Below are 17,039 nucleotides of genomic sequence, written 5' to 3' on the forward strand. Positions count from 1 at the left end.
GGCCGAATCTCATGGAATCTCATGGATGAGACGCGTCACTCAGAAGCCAACACACCTGCAACTTGAAGCATGGCGAGTATTATGAATTTTCTTGCACATTTACATTTAGCCCATCTCGCTGACAGCTCGCTTTCCGGCAATCTGCTGGCCGATTTTGTCCGGGGAAACCCGGAATCGCACTTTCCGCCAGAGGTCGTGGATGGCATTCTGATGCACCGTCGCATTGATGTCATGACGGATAACCTGCCGGAAGTCCGCGAAGCGCGCGAGTGGTTTCGCCGCGAAACCCGACGTGTCGCGCCGATTACGCTCGACGTCATGTGGGATCATTTTCTGTCACGTCACTGGACGCAACTTTCTCCTGACTTTCCGCTGTCGGCGTTTGTCGGCTACGCCCATACCCAGGTAGCGCAGATCCTGCCCGACTCCCCGCCGCGTTTTGTTAATCTCAATGAATACCTCTGGTCAGAGCGCTGGCTTGAACGCTACCGGGATATGGATTTCATTCAGCGGGTACTAAACGGTATGGCCAGTCGCCGTCCGCGCCTCGCGGCACTCAGCGACTCGTGGCAGGATCTGGATACTCACTACGTTCGGCTTGAACAGCAGTTCTGGCGTTTCTATCCGCAGATGATGGCGCAGGCCAAAATGCGTCAGCTATAAATGAACATTATTGCGCGGCATCATCTTGCCGGTTCATTCGCCATGCTTTTCTGATTGCGCTTTTTGCCAAAAAGACTATTCTGAACGGGTAACATTTAACACTCATCGATAGACAAGAACTATCTCATCAATTGTCAGCGTTACGTTGAGTTTCACCGGCGCTCTTCATATACTTGCCCGCGTTGCGTTCCAATTAACCTTAATATTAACAGGAGAATCATATGGTTCTGGTGACTCGTCAGGCTCCGGATTTCACAGCAGCTGCGGTACTGGGTAGCGGTGAAATTGTTGAAAACTTCAACTTCAAACAGCACACCAGCGGTAAAGCCACCGTTCTGTTCTTCTGGCCGATGGATTTCACTTTCGTATGCCCGTCTGAACTGATCGCTTTTGACAAACGCTACGAAGAATTCCAGAAGCGCGGCGTAGAAGTGGTTGGCGTTTCTTTTGACTCCGAATTCGTTCACAACGCATGGCGTAACACTCCTGTCGATAAAGGCGGCATCGGTCCGGTTAAATACGCAATGGTTGCTGATGTTAAGCGTGAAATTCAGAAAGCCTACGGCATTGAGCATCCGGAAGCGGGTGTTGCGCTGCGTGGCTCTTTCCTGATCGACGCGAACGGCGTTGTTCGCCACCAGGTGGTTAACGATCTGCCACTGGGCCGTAACATCGACGAAATGCTGCGTATGGTTGACGCGCTGCAGTTCCACGAAGAGCACGGCGAAGTTTGCCCGGCACAGTGGGAAAAAGGCAAAGAAGGTATGAACGCCTCTCCGGAAGGCGTCGCTAAGTACCTGACCGAGAACGTTTCCAGCCTGTAATCGGCTCGAATGGAGAAAAGGCTCGCAATGCGGGCCTTTTTTGTTTTTACCGCGTGGTTTTACCACCAGGCCCCTTTCTTCAAAACAGGGGGGCGGCGCATCTGGAAAACATGCGGGAACACAGGAACGCATCCAGAACTGGCCGCCAGAACAGCGACCAGAGGGCAGAACAGGTAATCGCGAGCCTCCCGCTCTGCCAGATGAAGCCGGATCGAACCGCGCCGCGATGGGTTTATTACGCGCTAAAACGCAAAGCAGGAGCAGCCCAGCACGCCCCAGAAAGCCTGCGCATCCGCAAGCGGAATCGACGATTTCCGCGCAATATCATGCCGATGCCCATGAACCCCGCAGCTACCACAGCACTGATGCATCTGGGCTATCGCGCCGATTTTCGCCGCTGCCGGCGGCGCTGAGCGGTAATGACCCGGCACCTGCACCACAGGCGACCATTCTGGCAGCACCGGAATGGGCGGCGACGCCAGCGGTGTAAAGTGACCAGCGGCATAAACAACGTTACCATCGACAATCGTCATCACCGACTCAATGCCCTTGATCTCCTCTTCCGGCACGCGGAAATAGTCCTTCGACAGCACGACCAGATCAGCAAGCTGATCTGGTGCGATACGCCCTTTCTTACCCTGCTCGCTGGAGAACCACGCGCTGCCCGCGGTCCACAACTCCAGCGCCACATCCCGCGGCAGGCGATTACTGTCGTCGTACATCGCCATCCCGCCAACGGTACGCCCGGAAACCAGCCAGTAGAGCGCGGTCCACGGATTGTAGCTTGCCACGCGGGTGGCATCGGTTCCCAGCCCCACCGGAACGTCCAGCGCAAGCATTTTCGCCACCGGAGGAGTATGTTTGACCGCTTCTTTGCCGTAACGATCGACAAAATATTCCCCCTGAAAAGCCATCCGGTGTTGCACCGCAATACCGCCGCCCAGCGCCCTGACGCGTTCAATATTGCGTTCGCTGATCGTCTCCGCATGATCGAAAAACCAGTGCAGACCATTGAACGGAATATCGCGGTTCACCTTTTCAAACACATCCAGCATCCGGCTGATAGACTCATCGTAGGTGGCATGCAGGCGAAACGGCCAGCGGTGCTCGACAAGATGGCGCACCACCCGCTCCAGTTCATCTTCCATGCCCTCAGGCAGATCCGGACGCGGCTGCAGAAAATCTTCGAAATCCGCTGCCGAGAAGACCAGCATCTCTCCGGCGCCGTTGGCGCGATAAAAGTCGGTTCCCTGCCCCGGCTTCAGCATATCGGTCCAGCGCTCAAAGTCTTCCAGTTCCTGCTGCGGACGCTGAGTAAACAGGTTATAGGCGATGCGCACGGTCATCTGCGCTTTAGCGTGGAGTTGCTCGATTATCTCGTAATCTTCCGGGTAGTTCTGGAAACCGCCTCCGGCATCAATGGCGCTGGTCAGTCCCAGGCGATTCAGCTCGCGCATAAACTGGCGGGTTGAGTTGATCTGAAATTCCAGCGGCAGCTTCGGGCCTTTCGCCAGCGCCGAGTAGAGGAGCATCGCGTTAGGCTTAGCGATCAGCATCCCGGTTGGATTACCATTACCATCGCGGACGATCTCGCCGCCCGCCGGATCGGGCGTCGCTTTGGTATAGCCCACCGCCTTCAGCGCCGCGCGATTAAGCAATGCGCGATCGTAAAGATGCAGGACAAAAACGGGGGTATCCGGCGCCGCTTCGTTAAGCTCCTCCAGGGTCGGCATCCGCCGTTCGGCAAACTGAAATTCGCTCCAGCCGCCCACCACGCGAACCCACTGCGGCGATGGCGTACGATCGGCCTGATCTTTCAGCATCCGCAGCGCGTCGGCCAGCGAGGGAACCCCCTCCCAACGCAGCTCCAGATTGTAGTTAAGCCCGCCGCGAATCAGATGCAGGTGCGAATCATTCAGGCCAGGGATCACCGTATGACCTTTGAGATCGATAACTTGTGTTCCCTCCCCGGCAAAACTCATGATCCGATCGTTGCTACCGGCGGCGATAATTTTACCCTCAGCGATGGCGACCGCATCGGCCAGTGGGTTTTGACGATCGAGAGTATGAATCTGACCATGGGTCAGGATCAGTGTGGCAGTTTGCGACATAACACGCTCCTTCAGGCGTCTGGCTCAGCTTTTCTTTAGCCAGCCAGCAAACAGACGGGTCACGATGGGCATCCAGAGCCAGACCACCAGCGCGACCACACAGGCATCATTGATCAGATGCAACAGCACGCTTCCCCTTAGCGAGGGCAACAGTATCCCGGTCATCCACGGCACCAGATTGGTGCTGGGAAAAATCACCAGCAGAGTGATGAAAAATTGCTTCCAGCGCAGTGGCTGACGCTGATTAGCGACAGGCGGAGTAAACCAGAATGCCGGTTCAGTGCGCACTTCGATCCGATCGCCTTCACTCAGCAATGGCGCGATTTCCGCCACCAACTGACGACGGGTTTCCGACTGTGTCCAGGCATAAAGATGCTCAATGGTGTCAAAGCGAATAATGACGCTCCATAGATTCTGTCCGGCGACCGGACGAATAACGTTTACGCCAAGATGACCGGGAAATTCCGCCGCTATCGGCATAATTTTGCCCAGCCACGCTTCATAACGTTCGCCGTGCTCCGGGTCGAGCACATGACTGATAACCAGAGTCACCGATTTCTGTTGCGCCATTAAGCGTTCCTTACTGAGGGGGAATGGCAATACACAACATCATTCAGGTGGCATCGGAGCGGCAAGATTGTACGTCCCCGGAAGCTTGCGTAAGTTCAGTGACCGGGGCGGGAAAAGGACGCTAACCAAGAGGCCGCCTGAGGATGACGTGTGTTCAGCCCTTGCGCGCCGGCGCGCCGTGTACCATGGTATAAGCGTAATCCACGCCCATCCCATAGGCACCGCCATGTTCGCGGACCAGGTCCATCACCGCGTCATAAGTTTCTTTACGCGACCAGTCGCGCTGATACTCAAGCAGTACCTGCTGCCAGGTCACCGGTATCGCGCCGGCCTGCACCATACGGTCAATTGCGCGCTCATGGGCATCAACCGAGGTACCGCCAGAGGTATCGGTCACGACGTAAACTTCATAGCCTTCATCCAGCGCCATAAGAGCCGGAAAGGTCAGGCAGACTTCGGTCCACAAAGCGGAAATAATCAATTTCTTACGCCCGGTCGCTTTTACCGCAGCAACAAAAGCGGCATCTTCCCAGGAGTTCATCGACGTACGTTCAATTGGCATCACTTCCGGATGTACAGCCAGTAATTCTGGCCAGATATAACCGCTGAAGCTTTTCGTTTCTACAGAAGTATAAATCACCGGAACAGCAAATATTTTCCCGGTTTTAGCTAAAGCCACCGTATTATTTTTCAGCGTCTGGCGGTCAATGTTCGCCACACCGAATGACATTTGCGGCTGGTGATCGATAAAAATAAGCGCAGAGTTAGAGGGATCGATAAGTTCACGAATAGACATAATATATCCTGTTAATCAATAAGTTAAAAAGATACTGCCATCACCGCGGTATTGTTCAAATCCTGGCTGATAAAAGGCGGTGAGTATAGTCAGTAATTTCTAACAAGTTATTAAGTATTTTTTTATGATTTATTTTTAAGATAAACAATCATGGATATTTAATTAACTATTCACCGCATTGTATTTATCGAAATTTTATCGTGAGCTATACTCAGCTATTAACTCGAATTGAATACCGTCTTTCAGTAAAACAGAATCACAATTCTGATACAGGGAGTTGACTTATGCGTTTAAACCTCGATGTTCTGTTAATTCTTGATGCGCTGGATAAACATGGTTCATTTGCCACTGCCGCCGAATCGTTATTTAAGACTCCCGCCGCGCTAAGCTATATGATTCAAAAGCTGGAAAACGATCTGAACATCGCCCTGTTGGATCGCTCCGGTCACCGGGCCAAATTTACCGATACCGGCAGAATGATGCTGGAAAAAGGCCGCTTGCTGCTTAATGCGGCAAGAGATCTGGAAAAACAGGCGGTGCAACTGAGCGCCGGTTGGGAGCGGGATCTGGCTATCGCTCTGGATGACTCCTTCCCTTTTAGCGCGCTGCTGCCGCTGATCGACAAATTCTATTCGCAGCACCCGCAAACCCGGCTTAACTTTTCCCATCATACCCTGGCCGGTGCGTGGGAAGAACTTACGCACAACGGCGCGGATATTATTCTTGGGGCGATCAATGAACCACCGACTTCCGCAGCATGGTCGTGGAAGATGCTCGGCACAATGGACAATATTTTCGTCGTCGCGCCGGGGCATCCGCTGGCGCAAACCACTCAGCCGCTGACCAACAAACAGCTGAGCCTGCATCGCTCGGTAGTGATCAGCGACAGCGCCCGCTACTGTCATCCGTTCAACAGCAATCTGCTCGACGAACAGCAGCAAATTCGCGTTGATGATTTCGCCAGCAAAATCGAGATATTATGCTGCGGACTGGGATGCGGCTTTTTACCGTATCATATCGCCCGACCATTGCTGGAAAGCGGCAAGCTGCTGGAAAAAACCGTCATCTCTTACCGCGAAAAAGATATTGCCTATATGGCCTGGCGCAACGGTAATGACGGGCTGGCTCAGCGCTGGTGGCGCGAGGCCATTCTCAACAACGACCCCCTGAGCCAGTACTATCATTAACGGCTAAACCACACGCTGGCAGAAATAGCAGGCAGTATCAGAACGCCATTATCCCACGTACCGTGCCCCTCTTTCAGTTGCCAGCCTTTAACATTGAGCAAAGGAGAATCCTCGACCACCGTCTCGCAGGCTTCGCCGCGATTTATCGCCACCAGCACGCGCTGTTGCTTATACACGCGCGCAAACACCACGACGTTATCCTCGGCATAAATCACCTGGCAGCCGCCATAGCGTAGCGCCTGACTCGCCTTACGCAGCCGGCTCATGCGTGTATACAGCGCCAGCAGTTGGCGATCCTGCAACGCCGGATCCCACGGGAAGGGCTTACGGCAAAAGGGATCGTTGTTGCCATCGACGCCCACTTCATCGCCGTAATAAATACAGGGTACGCCAGGCCAGCTAAACAGCCACACCACCGCCAACGGCAAACGTGCGACATCCTGACCTAACAGCGATTTAAAACGCGCGGTATCGTGGCTATCGAGCTGATTGAACATCCGCAACTGCTGCTGATGCGACAGCCCGGCGCGATAATTCTCCATCCACGACATGCAGGTTTGCGCATCGATTTTCTGCGGTTCGTAAGAGATATCGGTATTCGCGAGAAATCCCCACAATGGGAAAGTAAAACCGCGATAGTTCATCGCAGAATCTTCAGCATCGGCCTGTAGCCACTGGCGCGCATCGCCAAAATGCTCGCCAACAATATAAGCGTCAGGCTGCGTCTCTTTTGCCGCACGGGTAATTCCGGCGACATGGCGTAAGTTATTGCGCGCCCCTCCGCCTTCCCCCAGCATATGCGCCACGTCCAGCCGCCAGCCGTCCATACTCCACGGCGATTTTAACCAGTGACGTACCACGCTGTCTTCTCCGGCATAGATCTCATTAACCAGACTCGTCGACTGATAATCCAGCTTCGGCAGGCTAGGATATCCCAGCCAGTTGTGGGCAACACCTTCAGGAGAGAAATGATACCAGTCGCGCCACTGCGAGTCGGCATTATGGCAGGCGCCGCCGCTGCCACGCTGATAGCGGTCGAACCAGGGGTGAGAATCGCCGCTGTGGTTGAATACGCCATCCAGGATCAGACGCATACCCTCCTTTTGCGTGTTATGCCGCAGGCGCAGCAGCGCCTCATCGCCGCCAAACTGCGGATCAACATGACGGTAATCTTCAGTATCGTATTTATGCACGCTGGGCGCGACAAATACCGGATTCAGATACAGCGCCGTGACGCCAAGCTGTTTCAGGTACGACAGCTTTTCGCTAATCCCGTCGAGATCGCCGCCGTAAAAGGTGGAGCCGCCCGCCTCGCTGGTTAGCGGTTCATCCCACGCTTTACGCACAATATCGTGACCGGCGGCGTGATGGTAATAAACGTTACCCTGCCCGGCTTCACGGGATCGGCTGCGGGCAAAACGGTCAGGGAAGATTTGATAAAATACCTGATCGGCCACCCACTGCGGCCCGCTGTCCGGGAGATCTATCGCAAACTGCTCCAGCCGGGCCGGAGGAAAGCGATTAAATCCTTGCGGCGTGAACCACATCTGGCGGTCAGCCCACAGCAGCTTGAAGCTATAGCGCCGACGCGGCTGCCCGTGAGCGAGGTTGATTTCCCCTCGCCAGGCCACTACGCCCGGATGCGGCGCCTTGCGCAGGCGATGCATGGGCAACGACAGCTCTTCGTTGTCCTCTTCCGCGCGTAACGTCACCCGCCGCGGAAGATCGTTGCCGCGTAACCATAACGTAATCAACAGTCGTTCCTGCTGCTCCTGAATAAATGGAGCGACAGGGAGGTGCCATGCCTTCAACATCACTCTTCCTCGCTTCGCAGAATGGGCACACCTTGCCACAGCATACAGGCGTCTGGCTCATCATCAGCAGAATTATTGGGGGAGGATGACAGGGGTGGAGAGAGCTTTGCCGGATAACCTGAACGTATCCGGCAAGAGAGGACAAAATGATTACGCCTTCACCCGCTTACCGCCGCGGCGGGTTTTAAACTGCCAGCCAACCAGCAACAGGGCAATCCACGCCAGACCAACATACAGTGAGATGCGGGTATCCGGATGGTAGCCAATCAGCGCAATGATAAAAACGAGGAACAACAGCCCGATAACCGTGGTCGTTACACCACCTGGCACCTTAAACTTCAGCGCCTTCGCCTCTTCCGGCGGCAAACGACGGCGGAAGGCGATCTGCGACAGCAGGATCATAATCCACACCCAGACGGTAGCGAAAGTCGCCAGCGAAGCAATCACCAGGAAGACGTTCTCCGGCATGATGTAGTTCAGATAAACCGCAAACAGCAGCGCAATCGTCATCACCATTACCGTTACCCACGGAATACCGCGACGGGATGTTTTAGCGAACACTTTCGGCGCGCTGCCCTGCTCCGCCATGCCATGCAGCATGCGCCCGACGCCAAAAACGTCGGAGTTAATCGCCGACAGCGAGGCGGTCAGCACCACAAAGTTAAGGATGCTGGCGGCAAAAGTAATGCCGAGATGCTGGAAGGTTAAAACGAACGGGCTACCGTTAGTGCCAACCTGATCCCACGGATAGATAGACATAATCACAAACAGCGTGCCCACGTAGAACACCAGAATACGCATCGGCACTGAGTTAATGGCCCGCGGAATGGATTTCTCCGGGTCCTTCGCTTCACCGGCGGTGATGCCGATGATTTCAATTCCGCCGTAGGCGAACATCACCATCTGCAATGACATCACCATCCCCAGCCAGCCATTGCTGAAGAAGCCGCCGTTGCTCCACAGATTATGAATGCCGGTCGGCTGACCACCGTTACCGATACCCCAGATAATAATACCGAAACCGGCCAGGATCATGATGATAATGGTGGCGACTTTGAAGAAGGAGAACCAGAACTCCAGTTCGCCGAAAACCTTGACGCTCATCAGATTAACGGCGCAGATGATCAGCACCACGCTGAGCACCCAGACCCAGTGCGGCACCGCCGGGAACCAGACGCCCATATAGATACCGAAGGCCGTGACGTCAGCGATGGCGACAATCAGAATTTCAAAACAGTAGGTCCAGCCGGTGATATAGCCCGCCAGCGGGCCAAGATAATCCTGCGCATAGCGTGAAAATGAGCTGGCCGCCGGGTTATGCACCGACATCTCGCCCAGCGCGCGCATAATAATGTATGCCGCGACGCCGCCGATAATATAGGCTAACAAAACGCTCGGTCCCGCCATTTTAATCGCATCAGCCGAACCGTAGAAAAGGCCGGTACCGATTGCCGACCCCAGCGCCATAAAACGAATATGCCGGGTACTTAGCCCGCGCTTAAGCTTGTTACTACTTTCCATCGTGTTCCATGTCGTTTATCCCTCCGCCTCCGCGGCAGCAAAGTTCAAGAGGGCATGACCAAAAAACAAAAAACCACGGAACCTGAAATCCCGTGGTTAAACACCGGTGTAAAGCGCCAGTTTAGTGGGCGCTGGACACCACCTGACGCCCTGCCGCGCGATCCCAGATAACCGCCAGAATCACCATAACGGCGGTGGGCATCAGCCAGGCCAGCCCTTGCTCTGCCAGCGGCAAACGAGCGGTCCAGGCGGGCAGAATATCGGCGAACGCCGACGCTTTAATGCCGTCAATGATACCAAACATCAGGCTGATAAACATTGCCGGAGAAATTACGCGAGCCGAATGATGCCACCATCCACGGGTGAAGCTTAATACAACCAGTGCGATACATGGCGGGTAAATCGCCGTCAACACCGGAATGGAAATCTGAATCAGGTGGCTCAATCCAAGGTTGGAGACCGCCATTGAGAACAGACCGAGGATAAAGACCAGCGTACGGTAGGAGAATGGCAGGTACTGGGCGAAGAACTCCGCACAGGCGCAGGTCAGACCTACCGCTGTCACCAGACAGGCGATAAAGATCAGCGCCGCCAGCAGGAAACTCCCCGCGCCGCCAAAGGTGTGCTGTACATAAGCGTGGAGAATCGCCGCGCCGTTAGCGGATTGCTCGACCAGCGTGCCGCTATCCGACCCAAGGCGGAACAGCGCCAGATACAACAGGGTCAGGCCAACGCCAGCCATCAGGCCAGCCCAGACGGTGTAACGGGTCAGCAGACGGGCTTCTGTGACGCCGCGGGAACGCGCGGCGTTGACAATCACAATACCGAAGACCATTGCCCCCAGGGTGTCCATTGTCAGATAACCATTGACGAAGCCATTAGAAAACGGCGCGATACGGTAGGCTTCCATCGCGTGGCTCAGCGGCCCGGCTGGCCAGACGATCGCCGCAACGGCAAGAATAATCAGGGCGATAATTTTCAGCGGCGCAAGGAAATTCCCCACGGTATCCAGCAATTTGCCCGGATAGAGCGAAACAAGGATCACCAGCGCGAAATAGATAACGCTGTAAATCAGCAGCGGCAGCGCGCCGTCGCCGGTCAGCGGGGCAATCCCCACTTCAAATGAGACGGTGGCGGTACGCGGCGTGGCGAACAACGGACCAACGGCCAGATAGCAGATCACGGCCAGCAGAATACCGGCGACTTTACCGATTGGCGTACTCAGGCTTTCTACGCCGCCACCGACTTTCGCCAGCGCTACCACCGTCAGCACCGGGAGACCCACGGCGGTGATAAGGAAGCCAAAGGCAGCGCTCCAGACATGTTCACCAGCCTGTAAACCAACCATTGGAGGAAAGATAATATTGCCTGCGCCAACGAACAGCGCAAAGGTCATAAAGCCCAACGCCATAATGTCGCGAGATTTTAACTGATGGGTCATAAATTCATTACTGCCTGTGGATGTGGTGTTGTAAAAACGGGAAAATACCGCACCTTTCCTCTGGGGATGATACAGCGGCCATTGTCAGCAAACTCAGCGGGATATGCTCCAAAATTGTCGTGGAATAGAATTGTTTTTTGAATTACCACGCAAAAACAGTCTGTCTGCGACTTTAGGGGGGCAATTTAAACGCTTATAACGTTTTAAAGCAAGGCAGGATCGTAAAAGCAGGTTATTATGCTAAGCATATCATTCAACCAAGAATTATTAACCAGATTAATGGAACCAATATGGCTAATCATGCGAACAAAAAAGCAGCTAACGCTCATTAATTATGCGGTACAGATTTGACTGCAAACCTGAGTGACCGGCTCTGATGGGTTTCTGGCAAGTAATGCTGACAGGCGGGGCAAACCACCGAGCGCCGTTCACAAGGTCAGGCGTCCATCCCTCCAACAGAAATCCTGGCACAGAATCTCATGCAGGTTTGTCATCCGTCTCAACACGCGATGAGTCTGAGTGAAAGCGAACCATGTTCTGATGACTCAGGGCAAAAATAGCAGCCCTGAGCGAGAAACAGAAGAATCAGTGAACCAACTGAGCGGTTCACTGGCGAGAAGCGGTTACAACATCATGCTGGCGAGCAGAATAAACAGCAACCCGAACAGAGATAACAATGTTGACATCAGCGTCCAGGATAACAATGTCTCTTTAGTGGTCAGGCCGAAGAAGTCTTTAATCATCCAGAAGCTGGCGTCGTTTACGTGGGAGCAGATACAGGAGCCCGCGCCAGTCGCCAGCGTGATCAATGCCAGGTTAGTGTTGGGATGCACCGCCAGCAACGGGATCACCAGCCCGGCGGTAGAGATCGCCGCAACAGTGGCGGAACCCAGACAAATGCGCAGAAAAGCAGCCACACCCCAGGCCATCAGGATCGGGTTGATATCCATGCCAGAGACCAGCGTAGAAATGTACTGACCGACACCAGAATCAATGAGCACCTGCTTGAATGCGCCGCCGCCGCCGATAATCAGTAGCAACCCGGCAATACCGGCAATCGCCTTCCCGCACGAATCCATCAGCTCAGGGATCGTTTTCCCGCGGCCCAGGCCCATGGTATAAATCGCGAACAGCAGTGAAATCAGCATGGCAATTGTCGAGTTGCCTAAGAACAGCAACACGTTGTAGAACATGCCCGAATCCGCGGCATTTTTGGCATGAGTCATCTGGATAATGGTGACTACCGCCATCAGGATCACCGGCAACATCGCAGTGAGAAAACTGATGCTGAAGCCAGGCATTTCACTTTCGCTGAACCGCCGGGTCGCGCCGAGGGAGGCAATATTGCCCTCTTTTTTAAATGCATCAGGAATAATCCGCTGGCAGAATTTATTCAGTAGCGGGCCGCACAGAATAAAGGTTGGAATACCGACAATGATGCCGTATATCAATACCAGTCCCACATCAGCACCATATTCACGGGCGATAACTGTCGGACCAGGGTGCGGTGGTAAAAATCCGTGGGCGACCAGTAAACCGGAAAGCATAGGTACACACATATACATCGGCGATATTTTCGCCTCACGGGCAATAGCGAATAAAATAGGAACCAGAAGAATTAATCCGACTTCGAAAAAAAGTGCAATACCGACAATAAACGCTGAGCAGACCACCGCCCAGTCAAGTTTATTTTTCCCGAAATAATTCAGCATAGTCAGCGCTATTCGCTGCGCACCACCCGCGTCGGCCAGTAAGCGACCGAGCATAACCCCAAAGCCGAATATCAAACCAATATGGCCCAATGTCCCGCCAAGGCCCGATTCAACCGAAGCGACGACTTTATTCAATTCCATCCCACTGGCAATGGCGACGACAATCGAAACAATAATTAAAGAAACAAACGTATTAAGCTTAATTTTTATGGTTAACAGCAGGAGTAAAGCAATCCCTGCCACAACGATAATTAGTGGCATAACGTCCTCTCATATAGGGTAGCGACCCGTCATAATCCAGCTACGCAATTTATCAATGATGCGTAGTCGGATTATTCAGATGTCTGGATGTTCTTATTTTCGCTTTCAGTTCTTATTTATATAATCGCGCAAGGCTGTGCCGATCTTATTCACGTCATAAACACATCCCGTCCATGTCCCACCGCTGACAGCCTGGAGCATTGCCCAAAGCCGGGTATCATCTGGCAGTTCAGGATCAGGAAGTAAATGCTGATGGCTGGCCCTGGCGTTTAATATTGCGGTAGCCTCCTCCCGTGAAGGTAATATTTCATCGTTACGGGTTCCAAGGAAATTGACCTCGCCCTGAAGTTCGCGACAATCAATTTTAATTTCAATAATATCTCCGGTGCGTAATTTACCGATGGGGCCTCCCGCCAGCGCTTCCGGCCCGACATGACCGATACACGCACCGGTGGAAACGCCCGAGAAACGCGCATCGGTGATCAGCGAAACATGCTTACCGTAAGACAGATGTTTTAAGGCGCTGGTGACCTGATAGGTCTCCTCCATCCCGGTACCAGAGGGCCCAACACCGATAATGACCAGAATATCGCCCGCTTTAATCTTGTCGTGCTTGATATCATAAATCGCGTTTTTCTCGGACAGATAAACCTTCGCCTCACCTTTGTGGTAGTAGATACCCTGTTCATCAATGACCGAAGAGTCGATAGCGGTAGATTTGATCACCGATCCTTCCGGTGCAATATTGCCCACCGGGAAAGTAATGGTTGAAGTTAAGCCGCGCTCCTGCGCACGCTGCGGCGACATGATCACCTCATCGGCATCAACCTGCTCTTGTTCGCGCAGAAGCTGTTTGAATCGCAGTCGGCGTTCGGAGTGCTCCCACCAATCCAGGTTTTCCTTCAGTGTGCTGCCGGTTACGGTCATCACGTCTTCATGCAGCAATCCAAGGTTGCGCAGATGTAACATTACTTCCGGCACCCCGCCTGCCATGAAGGCATTAACCGTCGGATGATAAACCGGACCATTGGGTAGCACGCTCACCAGTCTCGGCACCCGCTTATTAATGCGGATCCAGTCATCAACGGTCGGGATATGACAACCGGCCTGGTGAGCAATTGCCGGGATGTGCAACAGCAGGTTGGTTGAACCGCCAAACGCCGCATGGACCGTCATCGCATTCTCAATCGCTTTATCGGTGAGAATTTCCCGGGTAGTGATGCCTTTTTTACACAGGTTCAGCGCCGCTCGTGCGGAAGCTCTGGCGATCTCCTGCCACACTGGCTCGCCGGAAGGCGCCAGCGCAGAGTGCGGGATCGCCAGCCCCAGTCCTTCCGCTACCACCTGCGATGTCCCGGCAGTACCCAGAAATTGACAGCCGCCGCCAGAGGAAGCACAAGCCTTGCAACCTGCACGGCGTGCGTCCTGTAACGACAGCTCGCCATTGGCGAATCGCGCGCCGATGGTCTGCACCTTGCCGTTGTCTTCTCCGTCTTTTGCGGGCAGCGTCGCGCCACCGGGCACCAGCACGGTCGCGATATCGTGCTGTGCGGCAAGCGCCATCATGGTGGCCGGAAGCCCCTTGTCACAACTCGCCACCCCAATAACGGCTTTCGCATCGGGCAGAGAGCGGATCAGGCGGCGCATCACCATTGAGGCGTCATTACGATACGGTAGCGAATCAAACATACCCGTCGTGCCCTGAGTACGTCCGTCACAAGGATCGGAAACATACACGGCATAGGGCAGTGCGCGGTTTGCCTTAATAACTTCAGCCGCCGCTTTCATCTGGATATCCAGCTCGTAGTGCCCCTGGTGCAGTGCCAGCGCAACGGGCTTACCGTCTTTACCGCGTAAGCCGCCCAGCGTGCTGAGCAGTAAAATACCGTCCCGATCCAGTTCATTCGGCGCCCAGCCCATGCCGGCATTCATTGTCATACCGAACAAATCCCCACTTGGGCGATTAATCAGCATCTCCGGCGTTAACGGCAGTTCCCCTTCAGGACCATCGGCATGTGTTCTGACCGTATAAATATCAGGACTTTCGTCAACAAAAATATTACCAACAGACATGATCTTCTCCTCAAACCGGTAGAATGCCCTGCTCGACCAGCAGCGAGTGGACTTTATCTTTGGCCTCTTCTGACACCTCAAGAATCGGCGGCAGACACCAGGTTTCCACCGGTAATCCCACGCACTGCATGCCATATTTGATCAACGAGACGAACGGCGTTTCCAGAGCGTAAATCGATGGCAGTTGCAGTAGGTTTTTGTTCAGGGTCGCGGCGGTTGCCAGATCGCCCTCGCGCCATGCGCGATAGATACCCACGGAGAGTTCCGGAGCAAAGTTAGCGCTGGCCGATATAGCGCCATCCCCGCCCAGCAGCAAAGTGTTGAGCAAATGATCGTCATAACCACAAAATACCGAGAATGCCGGACGTACCGACTTGACGGTGTTAATCATCGTGCGCAAATGGCTGACGCTGTCGATCGTGTCTTTGATACCAATGATGTTGTCATTTTGCAGGACCAGACGCTTCACTATCTCCGGGGTTAAGTCCTGCCCCGTCAGGTCCGGGAAGTTATACAGGATCACGGGTAACTTCACGCTACGGGCGATCTGCTGGTAATAGTCGTCAAGATTTCGCGACGCAACCTTCCAGTAATAGGGATTGATAGCGACAACACCATCAGCGCCGCAGGCTTCCGCATGCCGCGCCAGTTTGACCGCCTCATCCGTAGAGGGCGAACCAACGCCAATCAATACCGGAACCCGCCCGCCGACGATAGCCACAGCCTCTTCGGTGAACGCCATACGCTGGTCGGTATTCATCTGGCTGAATTCACCACCTGTGCCCAGGTAAAACAATCCATCAACACCTTTATTAATCAAGAAGTCGGCAACGGCGCGCATTGCCGTTTTATCAATGGTTCCGTCACGGTGAAACGTGCTGGATACGGGTGGAATAATACCGCTGAACTTTTTCATTACCTCAGTTTCCTTTTCGTAAATGCTCATTTTCATTTCTGTATCCCAGACCATATGATATTTGCCCGGCGCATTTGCGGAGCAATTCCAGATAGCCATCGATCTTATTTCCTGAATAGACCACCGGATCGCCAGAAAGCGAGATCGCATAGTTAACCCGGTTATACATATTGAATACCGGCATACTTAAACATACCGCACCATAGGTCGATTCCTCGTTATCTATGGCCCATCCCCGAAGCCGTGTTTTTTGCAGCTCCTCCAGAAATAACTTCTTATCGGTAAACGTATTTTTGGTGTGCGATGTCAGAGTGAGCGCGTCTAAAAAATAATCCAGTTCTTCCCGCGTTTTCCATGCTAATAAGGCCTTACCTAACGCGGTAATATGTAATTCAAGTTTTTTGCCTATCCAGCTTTTGTTCGTCGGCACTGAATCCGGACTTTCAATCTTATCAAGATAGATAGCTGAATAGCTCTCCATGGCGCCCAGGTGGCAGACCAGACCACTTTTCAGCGACAGTTCCTGCATTGGCCGCTTTGTCACCTCAAAGATATTCTGGCGGTGCAGCGCCTGACAGCCCAGCTCATAATTTTTGATGCCCAGCGCATAGTGGCCATTTTTATTTTTAATTAAGAAACCACACTCCACCATTATATTTAATAAATTGAGCAAACTGCTTTTGGGATACTGGAATTCTTTTAATAATTCCATATAACTCGCCACGCCTACCCATGCAATATGGGTTAATATTTTCTCGGCACGAATTAATGAATTACACCCTTTGCGAACCATAATCGTATCCTTTTACTATTGGAATAAATGATATCGACAATGAACAGTAGAAAATACGCCTTGTTCAACATGCTGAACCGTAATTCGGTGATTAAATGTGATCCTGTACGCAGTTTGAATCGTGGGATTATTATACCCAGATCCGGAATGCAATAAGGACACCAGCGAATGTTGTATCGATTATGCATTCGACATACTTCGAAAGAAATATAATCCGCTATTTGACTATATATACCCGTGATCATTGAAGATGCTTGATTTTTCAGTAACAGGAGATCATGCTGTCCCCATGAAAATCTTCATCACTGACCAACAAAAAGCGGAACTTGAGCGTCTTCATGACTCCAGTCGTGACGG

13 protein-coding genes are annotated in these 17,039 nt (G+C 53.2%); 3 read left to right on the plus strand and 10 right to left on the minus strand.

What is annotated here, in order from left to right; translation table 11 throughout:
* Positions 1-81 precede the first annotated feature (81 nt).
* The gene (gene acpH / locus ABK821_RS19345; RefSeq protein WP_138358178.1) at positions 82-663 is read left to right on the plus strand and encodes an ACP phosphodiesterase; all 582 of its coding nucleotides are present in this window, start codon (positions 82-84) and stop codon (positions 661-663) included.
* A 221-nt stretch (positions 664-884) separates the two neighbouring features.
* Positions 885-1,487 carry a peroxiredoxin gene (locus tag ABK821_RS19350; RefSeq protein WP_138358180.1) on the plus strand — a complete coding sequence of 201 codons (603 nt, stop codon included), beginning with the start codon at positions 885-887 and terminating at the stop codon, positions 1,485-1,487.
* A gap of 242 nt (positions 1,488-1,729) precedes the next feature.
* Here ABK821_RS19350 and ABK821_RS19355 read toward each other — a convergent pair whose 3' ends face one another.
* The 3 genes from ABK821_RS19355 to ABK821_RS19365 form a co-directional block, all read right to left on the minus strand.
* The gene (locus ABK821_RS19355; RefSeq protein WP_343178344.1) at positions 1,730-3,598 is read right to left on the minus strand and encodes an amidohydrolase; all 1,869 of its coding nucleotides are present in this window, start codon (positions 3,596-3,598) and stop codon (positions 1,730-1,732) included.
* Between the two features lie 24 nt (positions 3,599-3,622).
* A complete protein-coding gene (locus ABK821_RS19360; protein WP_138358184.1) occupies positions 3,623-4,168 on the minus strand; it encodes an antibiotic biosynthesis monooxygenase in 546 nt (181 codons plus the stop codon).
* Positions 4,169-4,322: 154 nt separating this feature from the next.
* On the minus strand, positions 4,323-4,964 hold the full coding sequence (locus tag ABK821_RS19365; RefSeq protein WP_138358187.1) for a hydrolase: 642 nt from the start codon (positions 4,962-4,964) through the stop codon (positions 4,323-4,325).
* A 284-nt stretch (positions 4,965-5,248) separates the two neighbouring features.
* Between ABK821_RS19365 and ABK821_RS19370 the strand changes: the two genes are divergently transcribed.
* Positions 5,249-6,151 (plus strand): LysR family transcriptional regulator, encoded by a 903-nt coding sequence (locus tag ABK821_RS19370; protein WP_142501780.1) that lies wholly within the window; start codon positions 5,249-5,251, stop codon positions 6,149-6,151.
* Here the strand turns inward: ABK821_RS19370 and malZ are convergent.
* The 7 genes from malZ to ABK821_RS19405 all read right to left on the minus strand — a co-directional run bounded on the left by malZ (position 6,148) and on the right by ABK821_RS19405 (position 16,682).
* The gene (gene malZ / locus ABK821_RS19375; RefSeq protein ID WP_185929222.1) at positions 6,148-7,965 is read right to left on the minus strand and encodes a maltodextrin glucosidase; all 1,818 of its coding nucleotides are present in this window, start codon (positions 7,963-7,965) and stop codon (positions 6,148-6,150) included. The genes ABK821_RS19370 and malZ overlap by 4 nt on opposite strands.
* A 150-nt stretch (positions 7,966-8,115) precedes the next feature.
* Positions 8,116-9,486 carry a proline-specific permease ProY gene (gene proY, locus ABK821_RS19380; RefSeq protein ID WP_138358193.1) on the minus strand — a complete coding sequence of 457 codons (1,371 nt, stop codon included), beginning with the start codon at positions 9,484-9,486 and terminating at the stop codon, positions 8,116-8,118.
* A gap of 121 nt (positions 9,487-9,607) precedes the next feature.
* Positions 9,608-10,927 carry a branched-chain amino acid transporter carrier protein BrnQ gene (gene brnQ, locus ABK821_RS19385; RefSeq protein WP_138358195.1) on the minus strand — a complete coding sequence of 440 codons (1,320 nt, stop codon included), beginning with the start codon at positions 10,925-10,927 and terminating at the stop codon, positions 9,608-9,610.
* A gap of 623 nt (positions 10,928-11,550) precedes the next feature.
* Positions 11,551-12,900: a GntP family permease gene (locus ABK821_RS19390; protein WP_138358197.1), complete on the minus strand. Its 1,350-nt coding sequence runs from the start codon at positions 12,898-12,900 to the stop codon at positions 11,551-11,553.
* 105 nt (positions 12,901-13,005) lie between these two features.
* Positions 13,006-14,973 (minus strand): xylonate dehydratase YjhG, encoded by a 1,968-nt coding sequence (yjhG, locus tag ABK821_RS19395; protein ID WP_138358199.1) that lies wholly within the window; start codon positions 14,971-14,973, stop codon positions 13,006-13,008.
* Positions 14,974-14,983: 10 nt separating this feature from the next.
* Complete coding sequence (locus tag ABK821_RS19400; RefSeq protein WP_138358201.1) at positions 14,984-15,889, minus strand: dihydrodipicolinate synthase family protein; 906 nt, start codon at positions 15,887-15,889, stop codon at positions 14,984-14,986.
* 4 nt (positions 15,890-15,893) lie between these two features.
* On the minus strand, positions 15,894-16,682 hold the full coding sequence (locus ABK821_RS19405) for an IclR family transcriptional regulator (RefSeq protein WP_138358203.1): 789 nt from the start codon (positions 16,680-16,682) through the stop codon (positions 15,894-15,896).
* Between the last annotated feature and the right edge of the window lie 357 nt (positions 16,683-17,039).

Origin of the sequence: Klebsiella sp. KE9456 (assembly GCF_043832615.1) — a bacterium.
Taxonomy (GTDB): Bacteria; Pseudomonadota; Gammaproteobacteria; order Enterobacterales; family Enterobacteriaceae; genus Klebsiella; species Klebsiella indica.

Bases quoted from the DNA above. Each gene is read 5' to 3' on its own strand.
- acpH (WP_138358178.1), top strand. From the start codon at position 82: ATGAATTTTCTTGCACATTTACATTTAGCCCATCTCGCTGACAGCTCG.
- ABK821_RS19350 (WP_138358180.1), top strand. From the start codon at position 885: ATGGTTCTGGTGACTCGTCAGGCTCCGGATTTCACAGCAGCTGCGGTA.
- ABK821_RS19355 (WP_343178344.1), bottom strand. From the start codon at position 3,598: ATGTCGCAAACTGCCACACTGATCCTGACCCATGGTCAGATTCATACT.
- ABK821_RS19360 (WP_138358184.1), bottom strand. From the start codon at position 4,168: ATGGCGCAACAGAAATCGGTGACTCTGGTTATCAGTCATGTGCTCGAC.
- ABK821_RS19365 (WP_138358187.1), bottom strand. From the start codon at position 4,964: ATGTCTATTCGTGAACTTATCGATCCCTCTAACTCTGCGCTTATTTTT.
- ABK821_RS19370 (WP_142501780.1), top strand. From the start codon at position 5,249: ATGCGTTTAAACCTCGATGTTCTGTTAATTCTTGATGCGCTGGATAAA.
- malZ (WP_185929222.1), bottom strand. From the start codon at position 7,965: ATGTTGAAGGCATGGCACCTCCCTGTCGCTCCATTTATTCAGGAGCAG.
- proY (WP_138358193.1), bottom strand. From the start codon at position 9,486: ATGGAAAGTAGTAACAAGCTTAAGCGCGGGCTAAGTACCCGGCATATT.
- brnQ (WP_138358195.1), bottom strand. From the start codon at position 10,927: ATGACCCATCAGTTAAAATCTCGCGACATTATGGCGTTGGGCTTTATG.
- ABK821_RS19390 (WP_138358197.1), bottom strand. From the start codon at position 12,900: ATGCCACTAATTATCGTTGTGGCAGGGATTGCTTTACTCCTGCTGTTA.
- yjhG (WP_138358199.1), bottom strand. From the start codon at position 14,973: ATGTCTGTTGGTAATATTTTTGTTGACGAAAGTCCTGATATTTATACG.
- ABK821_RS19400 (WP_138358201.1), bottom strand. From the start codon at position 15,889: ATGAAAAAGTTCAGCGGTATTATTCCACCCGTATCCAGCACGTTTCAC.
- ABK821_RS19405 (WP_138358203.1), bottom strand. From the start codon at position 16,682: ATGGTTCGCAAAGGGTGTAATTCATTAATTCGTGCCGAGAAAATATTA.